The sequence below is a fragment of the Photobacterium angustum genome (assembly GCF_002954615.1).
Classification (GTDB): domain Bacteria; phylum Pseudomonadota; class Gammaproteobacteria; order Enterobacterales; family Vibrionaceae; genus Photobacterium; species Photobacterium angustum_A.
In genome coordinates this window covers 873,466-890,597 of sequence record NZ_MSCJ01000001.1, presented here as the reverse complement: position 1 = coordinate 890,597, position 17,132 = coordinate 873,466, and the positions used below count along the sequence as shown (strand labels likewise).

Here is a 17,132-nt window from a genome sequence, read left to right as displayed (position 1 = left end):
TTTTCTTCCTTTAGTCCGATATTTCTAGGCTAATAAGCCTCTTACACAAAATGTATTCCTTTTCATAACTATAGCCAAGCGATTTTAACTATCTCTTTGTTGTGAGACCGCTCAAAAATAAAAATGACATTCACTTTGTATTCTATTTACACTGTGAGTGACTTAATAAAGCCTAAAAAATATGTGTCTTGTTTTTAACATTTATTCACTTTCTCTCGCATTATTATTCTACTCACTTTCGAGGAATTTTAACTGCAATAGGGATAGACAATGCAAAAGACACTTCTTACCTGTGCGTTAGCCGTCGCCTTTAGCACATCGCATGCTTATGCGGCAGATTGTTCTAATATCGCCGAATGGCAAGCAGATATAGCCTATAATGGCGGTAGCCAAGTCCAACAAGACAATAACATATATAATGCAAATTGGTGGTCTCAAGGCAATCAGCCAGCGAGCCACTCAGGGCCTTGGCAAGAATGGACATTCGTTGATAGCTGCATGAGCAGTGGAAATCAAGATCCATCCGTAACACTGATCTCACCGCTTAATAATGCACAATTAACAGCGCAAACAGATATTACGTTAGCTGCCAACGCAAGTGATAAAGACGGTTCTATTCAACATGTTGAGTTTTTCATAAACCAACAATCTATTGCAGTTGTCGATACAGCTCCATACCAAATTAATTGGACAACGGTGCTTGGTAACTACACCATTACAGCCACAGCAACGGATAATGAAAATGCCACTAAAACAGATGTTGTGAATATTAGTGTCGTTTCAGCGAGTGAAAACCTTGCGCCAAGTATTTCAATTAGTTCACCAACATCTGATACTCCTATTTCTGAAGGCGATACGGTAACGATCACAGCAAATGCCGAAGATAAAGATGGCTCCGTCACTCAGGTAGAGTTCTTTGTTGATAACCAACTAATCGCAACAAGTTCTTCTGCCCCATTCACTGCACAATGGACATCAACGGCTGGTAATCATCAAATTACAGCCAAAGCAACAGATAATGAAAATAGCACAACCACATCAAGTGCGATAACTCTCACTGTTGATGACGTTATTGTTGGTGGTGGTTGTGGTGATATTCCAACCTTTAAATCTGGTACTGATTATCTAGCTGGTGATTTAGTAGAGAGTAATAATCATAAATACCGTTGTGACGTCGCAGGTTGGTGTTCATCATCATCTGATTGGGCTTATAAGCCTGGTGAGGGACAGTATTGGACAGATGCTTGGACAGATTTGGGAATTTGTGCCATTGCTCCTGACGTTAAGATCACCTCTCTTAATGCTCAGCAAACGGTATTAGCAGGAACGACTCTGACGATTGATGCTGATGCTACTGATGCCGATGGTACTATCGAACAAGTCAGTTTCTATGCTAACGAACAACTTATTGACACCGATCTCACAGCTCCTTATAGCACACAGTGGTTAGCATCAGATTTAGGTAATACCACTATTAAAGCCGTTGCCACTGATAATGAAGCGAACACAAATGAAGCTAGCGCTACGGTTACTGTAAGCGATCAAGCTCTTGTTACTAGCTTAACATCTCCAAGTAGTGGCTCTGTTGTCACACTAGGTAAAGCACTCACCCTTTCAGCAACAGCAACGGCACTAACCGGTGATGTTCGACAAGTTGATTTCATTATTAACGGCAATGTTGTTGCAACCGATAAAACTGCACCTTATAGCAGTTCTTGGACGGCGCAATCAGCAGGTAATTACACTGTCACAGCCCTCGCTACAAATGGTAACGGTGAAACCGCACTATCAACCGCAGCCAGTGTAAAAGTTCAAGAACCGATTGAGACTCAACATAACTTAATTGGCTATTGGCATAACTTCGTTAATGGCTCTGGCTGTCCAATACGTCTTCGTGATATTTCACCAGCTTGGGATATTATCGATATCGCATTTGCTGATAATGATCGCAACAGCGACGGTACTGTTCACTTTAATTTATACAACGGTGACATTCGCAGTAGTTGTGAACCGCTTGATCCACAACAATTTAAAGATGATGTTCGTGAATTACGCGCACAAGGTAAAATCATCGTTCTTTCACTGGGTGGTGCTGAAGGTACTATCACTTTAAATAACGATGCCGACCAAGCAAACTTTGTTTCAAGCTTGACTGATATTATTAATGAATGGGGATTTGACGGACTCGATATTGACTTAGAAAGTGGGTCAAACTTACTTCATGGCACAGAGATCCAAGCTCGTTTACCTGTTGCGTTAAAACAAATCGAAGCCAACATTGGTGGTGATATGTATTTAACCATGGCACCAGAACACCCTTATGTTCAAGGCGGCATGATTGCTTACTCAGGAATTTGGGGCGCTTACATCCCGATGATAAATGAGTTACGTGACATGCTAAATCTGCTGCATGTACAACTATATAACAACGGTGGTTTAGCAAATCCATATACTTCAGGAGTAGCCCCTGAAGGATCGGTTGATATGATGGTGGCTTCAGTCAAAATGTTAGTAGAAGGGTTTGAACTGGCAGATGGCAGTCAATTTGCACCACTTCGCGATGATCAAGTTGCAATTGGCTTGCCGTCAGGACCAAGTTCCGCGAACTCTGGACAAGCACCAACACAAAATATTATTGATGCACTAGATTGTGTAACCAAAGGCAATAGTTGTGGCTCTGTTGTTCCGACTAAACTGTATCCAAACTTTGGTGGTGTAATGACATGGTCTATTAACTGGGATGTTCATGATGGCTTTAATTTCTCTGGTCCTATCGGAGATAAGCTTCAACAAATGAATAGCCAACGTTAACCCGTACCTATGATATACAAACGCCAAGATTGCTATTTATGCATCTTGGCGTTTTATTTGAAATTTTGAAATAAGGTAAATAATTTAATAGCGCTTAATTCGAACCACTTTCATCGTTTCAACTTCAAACCCTGCCACAACCATCATTTCAGGATAATACGTCATATTCACTTTACAGCCATTTAAGCTTTTATATTTTTTCTTCCGTTTAAATTTAAATGGAACATCGTAGCCTTCAATCATCAACGTATGCAGGATCCACTCACCGTCTTCTCGCTGAGTATGTGAGCGAACTTTCAATCCATCGCTATGAATGAGTTCAGCATGTTTTGCTACAAGCTTATCCACATCAGATTTCATGATATGCGTTTCCCTTTTATTTATTGTTCAAAAACCACATATACAAAAACAGAGAGCCTAAGCTCTCTGTTTTGTATTTTATTCTACTTTCTATATTACTATGAAAGAGGGATAAATAAACCTGCCAATGTCGCACTCATTAAATTTGCAAGTGTTGCAGCAAAAATAGCTTTCATACCTAAACGTGCAATCTCAGGACGACGTTGTGGAACAATACCACCTAAACCGCCCATTAACATTGCAATAGAAGTTAAGTTAGCAAAACCACACAATGCAAAGGTCACAATCGCTTGAGAGTGCTCGCTTAATTTAGCTACTGTTTCAGGCTTCATTAAATCAGCGAATGCAATAAATTCATTAACAGCAATTTTAGTACCAATCAAACTTGCAGCCGTTGTTGCCTCTGACCATGGCACACCAATTAACCATGCAACAGGCGCAAATAGATAACCAAAAATCATATCAAGGCTTAGATGATGTAAACCATCCCAATTAAAGCCCAACCACTGACCAACAGAGGCTAACCAGTTACCAATATGACCTAAGCCGCCATTCACAAGCGCGATTAAACTGATAACCGCCAGTAAACTTGCGCCGACTGCCATAGCAATTTGTAAGCCACTTAACGCGCCACGAGAAGCTGCATCAACCATGTTAACCGGTTCGTCTTCTTCACCATCGTCTTCTTCTTCCATGGTGTGAACACCTTCAGTTTGAGGAACAAGCAACTTTGCCATCATCAAACCTGCAGGAGCAGACATAAAGCTTGCCGCGATAAGGTACTTAAGCTGAACACCTAATCCCGCATATCCCACCATAGTACCACCAGCAACAGATGCTAGACCGCCAACCATTACTGCGAATAATTCTGAACGTGTCATTCGAGCCAAAAATGGTCGCACAACTAAAGGCGCTTCAACTGAACCGACAAAAATATTAGCCGTTGCAGACATTGACTCTGTACGTGTTGTACCCAGCAGCTTTTGTAAGATGCCACCAATCGTACTGATCACCCATTTCATGACACCTAAGTAATACAGTACAGAAATTAACGCAGAGAAAAACACAATTGAAGGCAAAACGTTAACAGCGAAAATGAAACCTAATTTAAATTGTGCTAACTGACCGAACAGGAATTCAGTACCTTCATGGCCATACTCAAGAATGCCGGATACGGCACCTGATATGCTATTTAAAACTACACGACCAATAGGAATGTATAAAATGAAGCCAGCAAAAATAACTTGAATACAAAATGCACCCAACACGCTACGCCAATTAATTGCACGACGATTTTCTGAAAATGAAAAACCAACGGCAAAAATAACAATAATGCCTAAGATGCCGACCAAATAATGCATGGTCATTCTCCAATGTGTAGTAGTAAACGATTGCGGGGGGATTCTATTGAGAAATAAAAATGTGACAAGGATCAAATTGTTATTGCAATTAACAATTAGGAAACAAAAAACAAGGAAAATGACTATTTTTCATGCTAAGCAAACGAAAAGCGTTAGATTAGTTCCTATAGGGGATACTATTGTTTTCATAGTTTACAATCAGAAACATTTAAAACAGCGTTTAGCTAACCGTTTGCGTCACGCTGCTGTTTTTTACATCATATGATTGGTGAAAATAAAGACTTACTATTATGAATAATTTAATGGCTTATTAAAGCTGACATGAAATATTCCCTGACTCGATATGTTCACGAATAAACTCAATAAATAGATTCACCTTCGAGGGTAAATACTTATGGCGAGGGTAAACGGCATACAATGGCATATGTTGTGTTAACTGCCAATCCGGCATTAACCGAATTAATTTCCCTTGGCGGATTTCATCTTTTAATAAATACGTCGCTAAATACCCTACACCATTACCAGAAATGGTTGCATCACGTATTGCATCTGCAGAATCCACTCGATAATTGCCCGTTACCTTCACATGTTGTTCTTCATTTCCTAGACTAAAATTCCAAATATTGTCTTTACGCTCACGACTAAAATACGTAATACAGTTGTGATGTTGTAAATCATCAGGATGATAAGGCACACCATGCTTTGCTAAATAATCAGGGCTAGCGACTAGAACAAAATCACAATTAGTTAAGTGGCGAGCAACAAAACCTTCAGGAGGAGAATCCATAAAACCTATCCATAAGTCTAATTGCTCTGAGATCAAATCAACACGATGATCAAATAAGCTGAGTTCAAGATTAACTAATGGGTTTTGTTCATGAAATTCATTGATGAAAGGCGCCACATGATTTGAAGCAAATGACTGCGCAATACCCACTCGTAATGATCCTTGCTGGCTATCACCAAAAATCAGCAGTTCGCTTTCTGCTTCATTAATTTCATCGACAACCGCTTCGCAATGTTTCGCAAAAATTCGCCCCGATTCTGTTAACGCAAAAGAACGTGTTGTTCGCTGTACTAGTTGTACACCAAGGCGTTCTTCTAGTTGTTGAACCAGTTTACTCACTTGGGTACGCGAAATTTCCAATAACTGAGCAGCCTTTGTAAAACTCTTCTGCTTGGTTAGAGCATTAAACACCACCATCTGCTGCGCTTTTTTTAACATCGATAGCCTTTATTAACATAAAAAGTCTGGTTGGGAAGTCATTACAATTTAACTATCCATCACAACCGTTCATTTTACTATAGATAAAGTGTCAAACAACTCTCTGATATATTGGTTCAAATTCACTTCATAAAGAAGCTTATATCAACAACAATTAAATATGACGCATCGCAACATTCAACTTTTGAACATATAAATAGGTGAAAAATCGCTCACAACTAACTGTAACTATATAAATTAACTCATAAAAATAAAATGCTAAATAACGATAAAATACTTCTATCGCTTTAATGGCATAAAATTAAAGCCCTAATTAATCCCTATTAAGTATTTGTGACAACATTCATAGAGTGTTCAAAGTTCTGAAACATAAGTGTCACACAACTTTCCTAATCTTTGTCACGTTCATTTAAATCTACAGTAATAAGCAACCACGAAGGACTAGGAAAATGAAAACAAAGATTATCGGTGCAATCGCTTTAGCAGGAACAATGGTAGCTAGCACTGCAGCAATTGCAGGTGAAACTATCTCTGTTGTAGGTTCAAGCTCAGTAACACCGCTTATGGAAGTTTTTGGTGAGACTTACGCGAAAGCAAACGACGTAACAGTAGAAGTTCAAGGCCCAGGTTCATCAGCAGGTATTCGTACTGCACACGATGGCTCAGCCGATTTTGGTATGTCTTCTCGTGCGCTTAAAGCATCAGAAGAAGCACCTGAAGTAAAAGAAGTGGTTATTGCTCGTGACGGTATCGCTGTTGTTGTTAATAACAACAACCCGGTTTCTGACCTAACAAAAGAGCAAGTTGCAAAAATCTATAAAGGTGAAGTAACAAACTGGAAACAAGTTGGCGGTGAAGATAAGCCAATCGTTGTTGCTACACGTGATACAGCATCAGGTACTCGTGGTGCTTTTGAAGACATCATGAAACTAAAGAAAAAAATCAATGGCGTTAAAGTTTCAGCTATTTCACAGAAAGCACAAGTTGCAAGTGGTAATGGTCAGCTGAAAACAACAGTTGCAAACAACCCATTTGCTATTGGTTACATCTCTTTAGGTTCAGTAGATAACACAGTTAAACCGCTAGCTATCGACGGTCACAAACCTTCTGTTGCTGCAATCAAATCTGGTGACTACACAGTTCAGCGTCCATTCCTTGTTGTTTACAAAGAAGGTCGTCCATCTGCTGAAGCTCTAAAATTCCTATCTTGGATGAAAACAGCTGACGCACAGAAACTTGTTGAAAACAAAGGCTTCATCTCTACACATTAATTAGTATTTTACGCTCAGCTCATTTGGGCTGAGCGTTTTTTTGTTTGTCAGTAACTGGTCACTTTTGTACTGGTTCTGGAGTAAGTAATGACCATCGCGAATATTGAAAAAACAGCAAAGAACACTTCTTCGCTAAAATCAAAAAAACGAATTGATTGGCGAGAAATATTCTTTAAAAATCTATTTATGTTAAGTGCCGCTATCGGTATTTTATCTCTTATTACCATTGGCTACTTTATTTTCCGCGAAGGTTATGCAGCCTTTGCGCAAGCTGGTGTAGCAGGTATCGTCCTTGGTACTGATTGGTTACCACCAGCGCTATACGGTATTGCACCAATGATCGTTGCATCACTGGTTTCAACCGCTGGTGCTGTCGTGTTAGGTGTACCTATTGGTGTTTTAACTGCTATTTTTATCGCAGAAGTAGCCCCAAAACGTCTAGCCAATTTAATTCGTCCAATGATCGAACTATTAGCTGGTATTCCTTCTGTCGTTTATGGTTTCTTTGGCTTAGTTATTATCGTGCCGCTTATCCAAGAAGTATTTAATGTTCCTGCCGGTAACACTATTCTGGCTGGTATCATCGTGCTTGCAGTCATGATCTTACCAACAGTTATTACGGTATCTGAAACCTCTATTCGCGCTGTACCTCGTGCGTACAAAGAAGGGTCTTTAGCATTGGGAGCATCATCGATGTTCACCATTTTCAAACTACTGGTTCCGGCAGCTCGCTCAGGCATCATGACTGGCGTCATCTTAGGTGTTGCTCGTGCTCTTGGTGAAACGATGGCGATTATCATGGTAATGGGTAACTCCCCTGCTATGCCTGAAGGTCTACTAGAGTCTGCACGTACGTTAACAGCGAATATTGCAATCGAAATGTCTTACGCAACCGGTATTCACGCCAGCGCATTGTACGCTACAGGTATTGTCCTTCTGGTTTTCATCATGATGCTAAACGGTGCGCTTTTGTTTTTAAACCGTGAGCGTGCGAGGTAAAAGTTATGTCTTTAACAACAAATACATCGGCATTGGCCAAAGCCAATCCAAAAGCACAAAAACGTAAAGATCAGATAGCCTTATCTTTGATTTGGTTATCAGCAGGCGTTACGGTTGGTTTTTTACTTTGGGTGATTTGGTACATTTTAAGTAATGGTCTAGCCCATGTTAATTGGTCCTTTATTACTTCTGACTATACCACTATCGGTCAAGAGTCAGGAATTTGGCCGATGATCGTATCAACTATCTATATGGTTATTGCTTCTATCTCAGTTGCAGCACCGTTAGGTATTATGACGGCTATCTACTTAACTGAATATGCAAAAGTAGGCAGTCGTTTAGTTAAAGTCATTCGATTCTGTACAGAATCACTCGCTGGTATTCCATCAATTATTTATGGTTTATTCGGTATGACATTCTTCGTTGTGGTTATGGGTTTTGGCTATTCCATTTTATCGGGTGCATTAACACTCAGTATTTTGATTCTGCCTGTTATTATTCGAACCACAGAAGAAGCTCTAATGGCTGTTCCTCAAACCTACCGTGAAGGTTCATATGGTTTAGGCGCATCTAAAATCTACACCATCTGGCGACTTATTCTTCCTAGTGCAATGCCAGGAATTGTAACTGCTATCATCCTCAGTGTCGGTCGTGTTATTGGCGAATCCGCACCGGTATTTATGACCGCAGGTATGGTTGCACGTATACCTGAAAGTGTTTTTGACTCTGGTCGAACACTTACCGTGCACCTTTATAAGTTAACCCAAGAACTGTACACCGTTCATGAATGGAATCAGGCATACGGTACTGCCACCGTTCTTATTGTTATTGTTCTTATTATTAACTTAATTACCAAACTAATTGCTAGCCGTTTCAACACTGCGACTTACTAATTCTGAGGAAGACAAAATGAATAAATTTAATATTGAAAACCTAGATCTTTACTACGGTCAGAACCAAGCACTAAAGCAAATTAACTTACCTATTCCAAATCGTCAGGTAACGGCTCTTATTGGTCCATCAGGTTGTGGTAAATCTACCCTACTTCGTTGCCTTAACCGCATGAATGATCTTATTGAAGGCGTAAGCATCAAAGGATCACTGACCATGGATAGTGAAGATGTTTATGGCAATATTGATGTGGCACAGCTACGTATTAAAGTCGGCATGGTATTCCAAAAACCAAATCCATTCCCAATGAGCATTTACGAAAACGTTGCTTATGGTCTACGTGCACAAGGCGTTAAAGATAAAAAAACCCTTGATGAGATTGTAGAGCAATCTCTTCGTGGTGCCGCATTATGGGACGAAGTAAAAGATCGTTTGAAATCACACGCATTTGGTCTATCGGGTGGTCAGCAGCAACGTTTATGTATTGCACGTACAATCGCAATGAAGCCTGAAGTTATTTTGATGGATGAACCAACATCCGCACTTGATCCTATTGCAACCAAGAAAATTGAAGATTTAATGGAGTCACTGAAGAAAGATTTCACCATTGTTATCGTTACTCACTCAATGCAGCAAGCACGTCGTATCTCAGATCGTACTGCATTTTTCCTTATGGGTGAATTAGTTGAACATGATGAAACGCAAAACCTGTTTACTAACCCTCAAGATGATCGCACCCGTGGTTATGTAAATGGTGATTTTGGTTAATTAATAGAAGTTAATTAACGTTCTTCCTCTTCGCATTTTTTAGAATAATAATAGCGATGGTACTTTTGCCTCTTCCTTGTGAAGAGGCTTTTTTATATATGTTGCATTTGAAATGCTTGTTTTAATAATTTAAACATGTATTATTGATACATGTTTAAAGAAGAGCGAGTAGTCCAATGTCAGATTTTGCTTTAACACACAGAGAAACCACTAAATTTTCTGAGCGCCTTGCGTATAAAATCACACAGCTTCTCAAGTATTCTCTTAATATTTTCTATGGCAAAAAATACGCTAAACGTGCTGTGATTTTAGAAACCATTGCTGCCGTACCAGGTATGGTTGCCGGCATGTTTAACCATTTAAAAGCCCTTCGCCGAATGAAAGATGATGAGGGTTGGATCAAAGAGTTATTAAGTGAAGCAGATAATGAACGTATGCACTTAATGATCTTTTTAGATATCGCTAAACCAAGCTGGGTTGAACGTGGACTCGTCTTATTAGGGCAAGCCGTTTTCATCTGTGTCTACAGTATTATTTACCTCACTTCATCAAAGATTGCGCACCGTGTCGTGGGTTACTTTGAAGAGGAAGCTTGTAAAAGCTATACCGAATTTTTAGAAAAAATTGATAGTGGTGAACTTGAAAATGTCGCAGCGCCACAAATTGCAATTAACTACTATGAGTTACATGATGATGCAAAACTACGAGATGTTGTATTAAGAATCAGAGAAGATGAAGCTAAACATCGCGATCGTAATCATAACTTTGCTGATTGTTATCAAAACAAGGATTTACCAGCTCACCAAGCCTAATCAAAAATAATATTGGAGAGAACTTATGGCATCTATTCCTAATAGCTTTATTAACTACAAATCAACCTCAGTATTTAATCGTGACACTGTGCCGAAAATGTTAGTTCATGAGCACAACACCCGTGAAGGTGTATACGGCAAAATTAGTGTTATATCTGGGACTCTGAAATTTTATGGCTTTACTGAAAGACGAGGAGAAATCGAACAAGAGGTTGTTGTTCAGGCAAATGACTCACTCATCAGCCCGCCTCAATACTGGCATAAAGTTGAATTAATGACGCCTGACACTCAATTTCAAGTACATTTCTATGCAGACAAAGACAGTGAGATAGCGCGCCAAAACTTAAATGAACGTTCATAGTAAAGTTACAATAAACCACGACAAGTCACTAAATTGTCGTGGTTTTCTATTTTTCATATCAACTTAAACAATTATTTCCACCATCTATTCTTCTTGTTGATTACTTGCAAATTTCTAACTTTCTGCCTTAAAACTAATATATAATCTGCGCCTATTTTCTCTAGCCAGCAAAAATATGCATTAATTAAATTGTATATATGGCTTTTCTTTGATTATGTTTACACCAGTAGGAGTTAATCGCATTATGCGCTTTCTGGTATTAATATTATTACTTGTATCTTCTCTTAGCTTTGCCGAGAGTAAGACCGATACGTCCAAGCAAACCGTTAATCCTAAAGTAGAACAACTACTTCAACTCAATAGTGAAATAGTAACCTTATCTAAGGAGACAACTACATTAACAGGATCTTCTCTCGATGTAGTCCGCTTACAAATACTAAATAAAAATAACGAACTTCGTGATATTCTCTCGAGTATGATTAAAAGCAACGATGTCGATAAAAAGTTGCTGTTAACACAAGTAGATAAACAAGTTGTATTTGTTAGAGAAGCCAATAAATTTCTTGATGAAAAATTAACACGAGATCAGGAAGTTCTCGATAAAGCTAAAGATGCTGACAAACTTGTTGCTTTAAAAACAATAGCTGAAACACGTCAGGTTTCAACTTCAATTCTAAAAGAAGAATGGCAAAATTATCAATGGCTAGAAAAACTAGGAAAACCAGCCCCACAAGCTGTAAAAGAATTAACCAACAAAATTGAGCACCGCCTAGCATTTACTTCAACATCTCTAACTTTTGATAGTCAAGCATTAGATGTTGCTAATAAGCAATTAAAATCAGCCAGTGAAAGTGAAAAAAGTACACTTCAACTTTCCCAGATCCTAGCTCAACGCCAAGTTGATAATGATACGACTAACTTAGAAAATCTGATTGAGATTGCAGATACGGTAGGTATTGATACTGCTGAGTACAAAAAACAACTATTCGAACAAACCGGTAACGTTACTAATGATTTGCTAAATAGCAAAGTTATTTGGTCTATCGCATCGGGTTGGACAACAGATCTAAAAGATTGGTTACTAAGCAACCTGCCACAAATGCTATTTAAAGTGTTTATTTTTGTTTTGATCATCTTTGCATTCAAAACATTGAAAAACATTGTAAGAAAAATGGTAAAGCGTGCAGTTTCTACAAAGAACTTAAACATGTCTATCCTGATGCAAGAATTCTTTATCTCTATGTCAGGTAAAGCCGTTTTTGCTATTGGTTTGCTTATTGCTTTATCTCAAATTGGCTTAAACCTAGCCCCTATCCTCACCGGTTTCGGTGTGGCTGGTATTATTGTTGGTTTCGCATTACAAGATACGCTATCAAACTTCGCTGCAGGTATGATGCTACTGATTTACCGTCCATTTGATGTCGGCGATCTGGTTGAGGCTGGTGGTATTACGGGTAAAGTAAGCCATATGAGTCTTGTAAACACCACAATCAAAACATTCAGTAACGAGATGCTAATGATCCCAAATAGTAAAATTTGGGGTGATATCATAAAGAACGTAACGCACGAAAAAGTACGTCGTGTAGACATGATCTTTGGTATTGGTTACAGCGATGACATTGAAAAAACAGAACGTGTGTTAAATGACATTGTTTCTGAGCATCCGGCAGTACTACGTAGCCCGGAGCCAACAATTAAATTACACACTCTAAACTCTTCATCTGTTGATTTTATCGTACGCCCTTGGGTGAAAACAGACGATTACTGGGATGTATACTGGGATATCACACGTGAAGTGAAGATGCGCTTTGATCGTGAAGGTATTTCAATTCCATTCCCGCAACAAGATGTACACCTGCATATGGTTGAAAAAGCCATTGAATCTAAAAAAGCTTAAATAGACCAAATAAGTAAGGGCAAGATATTACATCACCTCTGTAATACCTTACCCTTCTTTTAGCATTAGCTAATATAAGGCATTTTTATAACCACCATGCTATATCCATGTCTCCTCTCTTAAAACATGATTCATCAGCGATAACACGTTACAATATGAGAGATTTGGAATAATTAAATCTTACAATTATCTTGTAGTTAGCTTAACGAATTACATTTGGTTACGTAAAAAAATGTAAAGTAATACTCTGGTAGAGTAATTTAAGCTATAGTTATTCACACAATGAAACGGCGTACAATAACGTTGACCTAAAAATAGAATGTGTTTATCACGCTTTACTATTTTTAAAATAGAATTTATTCAGGAATGATTATTATGAAAAAGCGTCTTTTATCAGTTTTGGTACTACCTTTGATGCTAACAGCTTGTGCAGGAAACAGTGCTATGAACTCAGCGCCACATAAAGTCACTGCAAACGAAATCAGCAATGGCAATTGGGAATTAGTTCAAATCGATCACAAAGATCTTACATTACAAGCACCTTTCCAAGCTCCTAGTCTAGAGCTAGGTTCAGATCTTGCCGCTAACGGTAACGCAGGTTGCAACCGTTACTTTGGTCAAGCAGAGCTTAAAGATGGTCAACTACGCATTGAAAAAATGGGGATGACAATGATGCTTTGTCCTGACGATGCTATGAAAGTTGAGCAAACATTCTCTGAGTCATTATCAGACTGGAACAAAGTTGCTATTTCTGGCGACACGCTAACGCTGACAAATGCAAAACACACGTTAACGTTTACGAAAAAAGTTGCTGACGTTAAATAAGCACTAGCTTCAGTTATACAGAAAGGCAGCCTTTAGCTGCCTTTTATATTTTTCTCTTTTACTTATTTACACAGCTGTTTTAACGAACTCTTGGCGTAATTTTTTAGCTCCGCTAACCATATTTGAAAGTGCTGCTTCCGTTTCAACCCAGTTACGTGTTTTCAAACCACAATCAGGGTTTATCCATAACCGTTCTACTGGAATTAATGTCTCTGCCTTATTAATTAATGCAGTAATATCTTCAACGGCCGGAATATTTGGCGAATGAATATCATAAACTCCAGGGCCTATTTCATTCGGGTATGAAAACCCTTCAAACGCTTTTAGCAATTCCATATCAGAGCGTGATGTTTCTATTGTGATAACATCTGCATCCAATGCAGCAACAGACCCAATAATATGATTAAACTCGCTATAACACATATGCGTATGGATCTGGGTCTGCGGCTCAGCACTAGCGGCTGAAATCTTAAAAGCATTAACAGCCCAATCTAAATACTGTTTCCATTGACTACTTTTAAGCGGTAAACCTTCACGAATCGCTGGCTCATCAATTTGAATAATTTTAATTCCAGCAGCCTGTAGATCGGCAACTTCATCACGTAAGGCTAAAGCAATTTGGTTAGCAATATCTTCACGGGTTAAGTCCTCACGTGGGAATGTCCACCCCAAAATCGTGACAGGGCCTGTTAGCATCCCTTTCACAAGCTTTGTTGTTAATGATTGGGCATAACTGATCCAATCAACCGTCATAGGTATAGCGCGATAAATATCAGACACAATCACGGCAGGCTTTACACAACGTGAACCATAACTTTGTACCCAACCAAATTTTGTTACAGCGAAGCCTTCAAGTTGTTCGGCAAAATATTCAACCATATCATTACGTTCAGCTTCACCATGTACCAGCACATCGAGATCTAATTGCTCTTGGCGACGGATTGCGTCTTGAATATGTCCTTTCAAACAGGTGTCATATTCTTGCGCTGATAAGCGCCCTGCTTTGAAATCACGTCTTTGAATTCGAATATCATCCGTCTGTGGAAAGGAACCAATCGTCGTTGTTGGTAGTAACGGTAAATTTAATGATTCTCGCTGTAATTTTGCTCGTTCATTATACGGTAATTCACGTTCAGCCAATGCTGCCGTCATTGCTTCTGTACGTAATCGAACTTCACGATCATGAACTAATTTGCTAGAAGTACGGGCTTTAATCGGTGCGCTATACGAAACACATTCAGCAATTGCAGTACTATTTCCATCTAACGCCTGTGCCAACAATGTGACTTCTCGGCATTTTTGTTTAGCAAAGGCAAACCACTGGCGCGTTTCTGGTTTGAGTCCTGTTTCCAAGTCTAGATCAATTGGGCTATGTAATAAGGAGCAGGATGTCGCGATCCACAAACGCCGACCTAATTGTGCTTTAACGGGCTCAAGCACTTCAAGCAATTGCGTTAAATCAGCACGCCACACATTACGTCCGTTAATCATGCCAGCAGAGAGTACCCAATCGCTTGGTATCGCATTAACAACTGCTTCTAATTGCTCAGGAGAAGCCGACAAATCAATATGTAAACCATCGACTCTTAGCGCCGTAATTTTATCTAGTTGATGCGTAATGCTATCAAAGTAAGTGGTGAGTAATAACTTAGGTTGGCCGTGTAATACTTGATAAGCCAATTTGAACGATTCTGCCCATGCTTTCGGTAACTCAAGGGATAATGCAGGTTCATCAATTTGTACCCACTCAACACCTAGCGCTTTTAATTTAATTAAAATTTGTTGATAAGCCGTTAGCAAGCGAGGTAATAAAGAAAGGCGATCAAACCCTGCTTCCTTTTCTTTGCCTAACCAAAGATAAGAAACCGGTCCTAATAAAACAGGTTTTACTTCATGTCCTGCCTTTTTTGCTTCAGCCACTTCTTCAAAGAGCTGCTGCCAACTGACGTTAAAGCTATCATCTGCCGTAAATTCAGGAACAATGTAATGATAATTGGTATTAAACCACTTAGTCATATCTGATGCCGCACATTCACAGCCTGTTGGCGCTTTTCCTCTTGCCACACGAAACAGTGTATCTAAGTCAGGAAAACCATGGTCATGGCGCTGTGGTATATGACCAAGCAGCATACTGGTACTGAGTACGTGATCATACCAAGCAAAATCACCGACTGAGACATAGTCTAAACCTGCACTAACTTGATCATCCCAGTGACGGTGACGCAATAAATACCCTACTTCCTTTAACGCTGACTGATCAATGTCACCGCGCCAGTATTTTTCTTGCGCAAATTTAAGCTCACGGTGACTACCAACTCGCGGGTATCCCAAAATATGGGTAATCGTTTTATCTTCTACTTGCTGACTCATCTCTTGTTCCTTCAAAATTTGTGATTTACTTTCTGTTGTCTACACATTGAAGGAATGAGTGATATTGAACAACGTCCAAATATTCACTTGGATTATGAATATTTCTCACGTTGAACGTATGGCGATATAAATTGATCTACGCTAATATAGACGTTTAGCCATCTAGACGTTTACGATTATATTAAAAAACGGTAAGTTGATAAAAGAACACGCTTTCACAAGGACGTAGATAAGCATGATTGAGTTAAAACACCTTCGAACATTATCAGTATTACGAGATACTGGCTCATTAACGGCGACAGCCAATACATTATGCTTGACCCAATCGGCTCTTTCTCATCAATTAAAAGATCTAGAGCAGCGGCTTGGTGGTCAGCTATTTTTACGAAAAACTCGACCTGTAAAATTTACTGCAGAAGGTGATATTTTATTAAACCTTGCAGATACAATTATTCCGCAAATCACCCATGCAGAACATGAACTTGCTAACATAAAACAAGATGCTAATGGTCGCTTACATATGGCGATTGAATGCCATTCCTGTTTTCAATGGCTAATGCCTGCATTGAAGGAATATCAGGTGCAGTGGCCGGCTGTAACACTAGACTTCTCATCAGGCTTTGGCTTCGAACCATTACCTGCTCTTGCTTGCGGTGAGCTCGATTTAGTGATCACGTCTGATATTCAGCCACGTAGCGAGATCCATTATGAACCTTTATTTGATTTTGAAATGCGATTAATCGTTAGTGTTAACTCCCCTTTAGCAGAAAAGCCTTTTATCACACCGCAAGATATTGCCGATCAAACCATGCTAAGTTATCCCGTACAAAAAAATCGTTTAGATGTCGTCAAACATTTCCTACAACCTGCGGGCATAGAACCAAAAGCTTGGAAACAGGCTGATAATACATTGATGCTAGTACAAATGGTGTCGGCAGGATTAGGCGTTGCCGCACTACCTAATTGGGCTATTCATGATTTTGCGCAACAGGGATTAGTCGTAAGTAAACCGTTAGAACAAGGTTTATGGCGACGTTTATTTGCCGCTATTAGAGCGTCAGAACAGCAACGTCACTATCTACAAGCTTTTTTCGCAACGGCAAGGCAACAATGCCAACTCCATTTAGAAGGTATTAAGTCGGCATAATTCATACAAAATAAAAGCCTCACTTAATGAGGCT

14 protein-coding genes are annotated in these 17,132 nt (G+C 39.3%); 10 read left to right on the top strand and 4 right to left on the bottom strand.

Annotation, left to right across the window (positions count from 1 at the left end):
* Positions 1-270 precede the first annotated feature (270 nt).
* The gene (locus BTO08_RS03750; RefSeq protein WP_105059951.1) at positions 271-2,811 is read left to right on the top strand and encodes an Ig-like domain-containing protein; all 2,541 of its coding nucleotides are present in this window, start codon (positions 271-273) and stop codon (positions 2,809-2,811) included.
* Positions 2,812-2,895: 84 nt separating this feature from the next.
* Here the strand turns inward: BTO08_RS03750 and BTO08_RS03745 are convergent, their stop codons facing one another.
* From BTO08_RS03745 to BTO08_RS03730, 3 genes are all read right to left on the bottom strand, one after another.
* Positions 2,896-3,171 carry a hypothetical protein gene (locus BTO08_RS03745; protein ID WP_045132694.1) on the bottom strand — a complete coding sequence of 92 codons (276 nt, stop codon included), beginning with the start codon at positions 3,169-3,171 and terminating at the stop codon, positions 2,896-2,898.
* A 98-nt stretch (positions 3,172-3,269) separates the two neighbouring features.
* Positions 3,270-4,532, bottom strand: a complete 1,263-nt coding sequence (locus BTO08_RS03740; protein ID WP_105059950.1) for a NupC/NupG family nucleoside CNT transporter — start codon at positions 4,530-4,532, stop codon at positions 3,270-3,272.
* A gap of 310 nt (positions 4,533-4,842) precedes the next feature.
* Positions 4,843-5,757, bottom strand: coding sequence for a LysR family transcriptional regulator (locus BTO08_RS03730; RefSeq protein WP_105059948.1), 915 nt, complete (start codon positions 5,755-5,757; stop codon positions 4,843-4,845).
* Positions 5,758-6,206: 449 nt separating this feature from the next.
* Here BTO08_RS03730 and BTO08_RS03725 point away from each other — a divergent pair, with 449 nt between their 5' ends.
* The 8 genes from BTO08_RS03725 (at position 6,207) to BTO08_RS03690 (ending at position 13,581) form a co-directional block, all read left to right on the top strand.
* Complete coding sequence (locus BTO08_RS03725; RefSeq protein ID WP_105059947.1) at positions 6,207-7,028, top strand: phosphate ABC transporter substrate-binding protein; 822 nt, start codon at positions 6,207-6,209, stop codon at positions 7,026-7,028.
* 87 nt (positions 7,029-7,115) lie between these two features.
* Positions 7,116-8,027 (top strand): phosphate ABC transporter permease subunit PstC, encoded by a 912-nt coding sequence (gene pstC / locus BTO08_RS03720; protein WP_105059946.1) that lies wholly within the window; start codon positions 7,116-7,118, stop codon positions 8,025-8,027.
* Between the two features lie 5 nt (positions 8,028-8,032).
* The gene (gene pstA, locus BTO08_RS03715) at positions 8,033-8,920 is read left to right on the top strand and encodes a phosphate ABC transporter permease PstA (protein WP_105059945.1); all 888 of its coding nucleotides are present in this window, start codon (positions 8,033-8,035) and stop codon (positions 8,918-8,920) included.
* Between the two features lie 16 nt (positions 8,921-8,936).
* Positions 8,937-9,686 carry a phosphate ABC transporter ATP-binding protein PstB gene (gene pstB, locus BTO08_RS03710; RefSeq protein ID WP_105059944.1) on the top strand — a complete coding sequence of 250 codons (750 nt, stop codon included), beginning with the start codon at positions 8,937-8,939 and terminating at the stop codon, positions 9,684-9,686.
* A 176-nt stretch (positions 9,687-9,862) separates the two neighbouring features.
* Positions 9,863-10,498 carry an alternative oxidase gene (locus BTO08_RS03705; protein ID WP_105059943.1) on the top strand — a complete coding sequence of 212 codons (636 nt, stop codon included), beginning with the start codon at positions 9,863-9,865 and terminating at the stop codon, positions 10,496-10,498.
* Between the two features lie 25 nt (positions 10,499-10,523).
* Entirely contained in the window at positions 10,524-10,859 is a 336-nt protein-coding gene (locus tag BTO08_RS03700) for a DUF1971 domain-containing protein (RefSeq protein WP_005368499.1), read from the top strand.
* Positions 10,860-11,103: 244 nt separating this feature from the next.
* The gene (locus BTO08_RS03695) at positions 11,104-12,756 is read left to right on the top strand and encodes a mechanosensitive ion channel family protein (RefSeq protein WP_105059942.1); all 1,653 of its coding nucleotides are present in this window, start codon (positions 11,104-11,106) and stop codon (positions 12,754-12,756) included.
* A 375-nt stretch (positions 12,757-13,131) separates the two neighbouring features.
* Positions 13,132-13,581, top strand: a complete 450-nt coding sequence (locus BTO08_RS03690) for an META domain-containing protein (RefSeq protein WP_105059941.1) — start codon at positions 13,132-13,134, stop codon at positions 13,579-13,581.
* Positions 13,582-13,647: 66 nt separating this feature from the next.
* On the opposite strand, the gene metE is transcribed toward BTO08_RS03690, so the two are convergent.
* Positions 13,648-15,951 (bottom strand): 5-methyltetrahydropteroyltriglutamate--homocysteine S-methyltransferase, encoded by a 2,304-nt coding sequence (gene metE, locus BTO08_RS03685; protein WP_105059940.1) that lies wholly within the window; start codon positions 15,949-15,951, stop codon positions 13,648-13,650.
* A gap of 235 nt (positions 15,952-16,186) precedes the next feature.
* Between metE and metR the strand changes: the two genes are divergently transcribed.
* Entirely contained in the window at positions 16,187-17,098 is a 912-nt protein-coding gene (gene metR / locus BTO08_RS03680; RefSeq protein ID WP_105059939.1) for an HTH-type transcriptional regulator MetR, read from the top strand.
* Positions 17,099-17,132 lie beyond the last annotated feature (34 nt).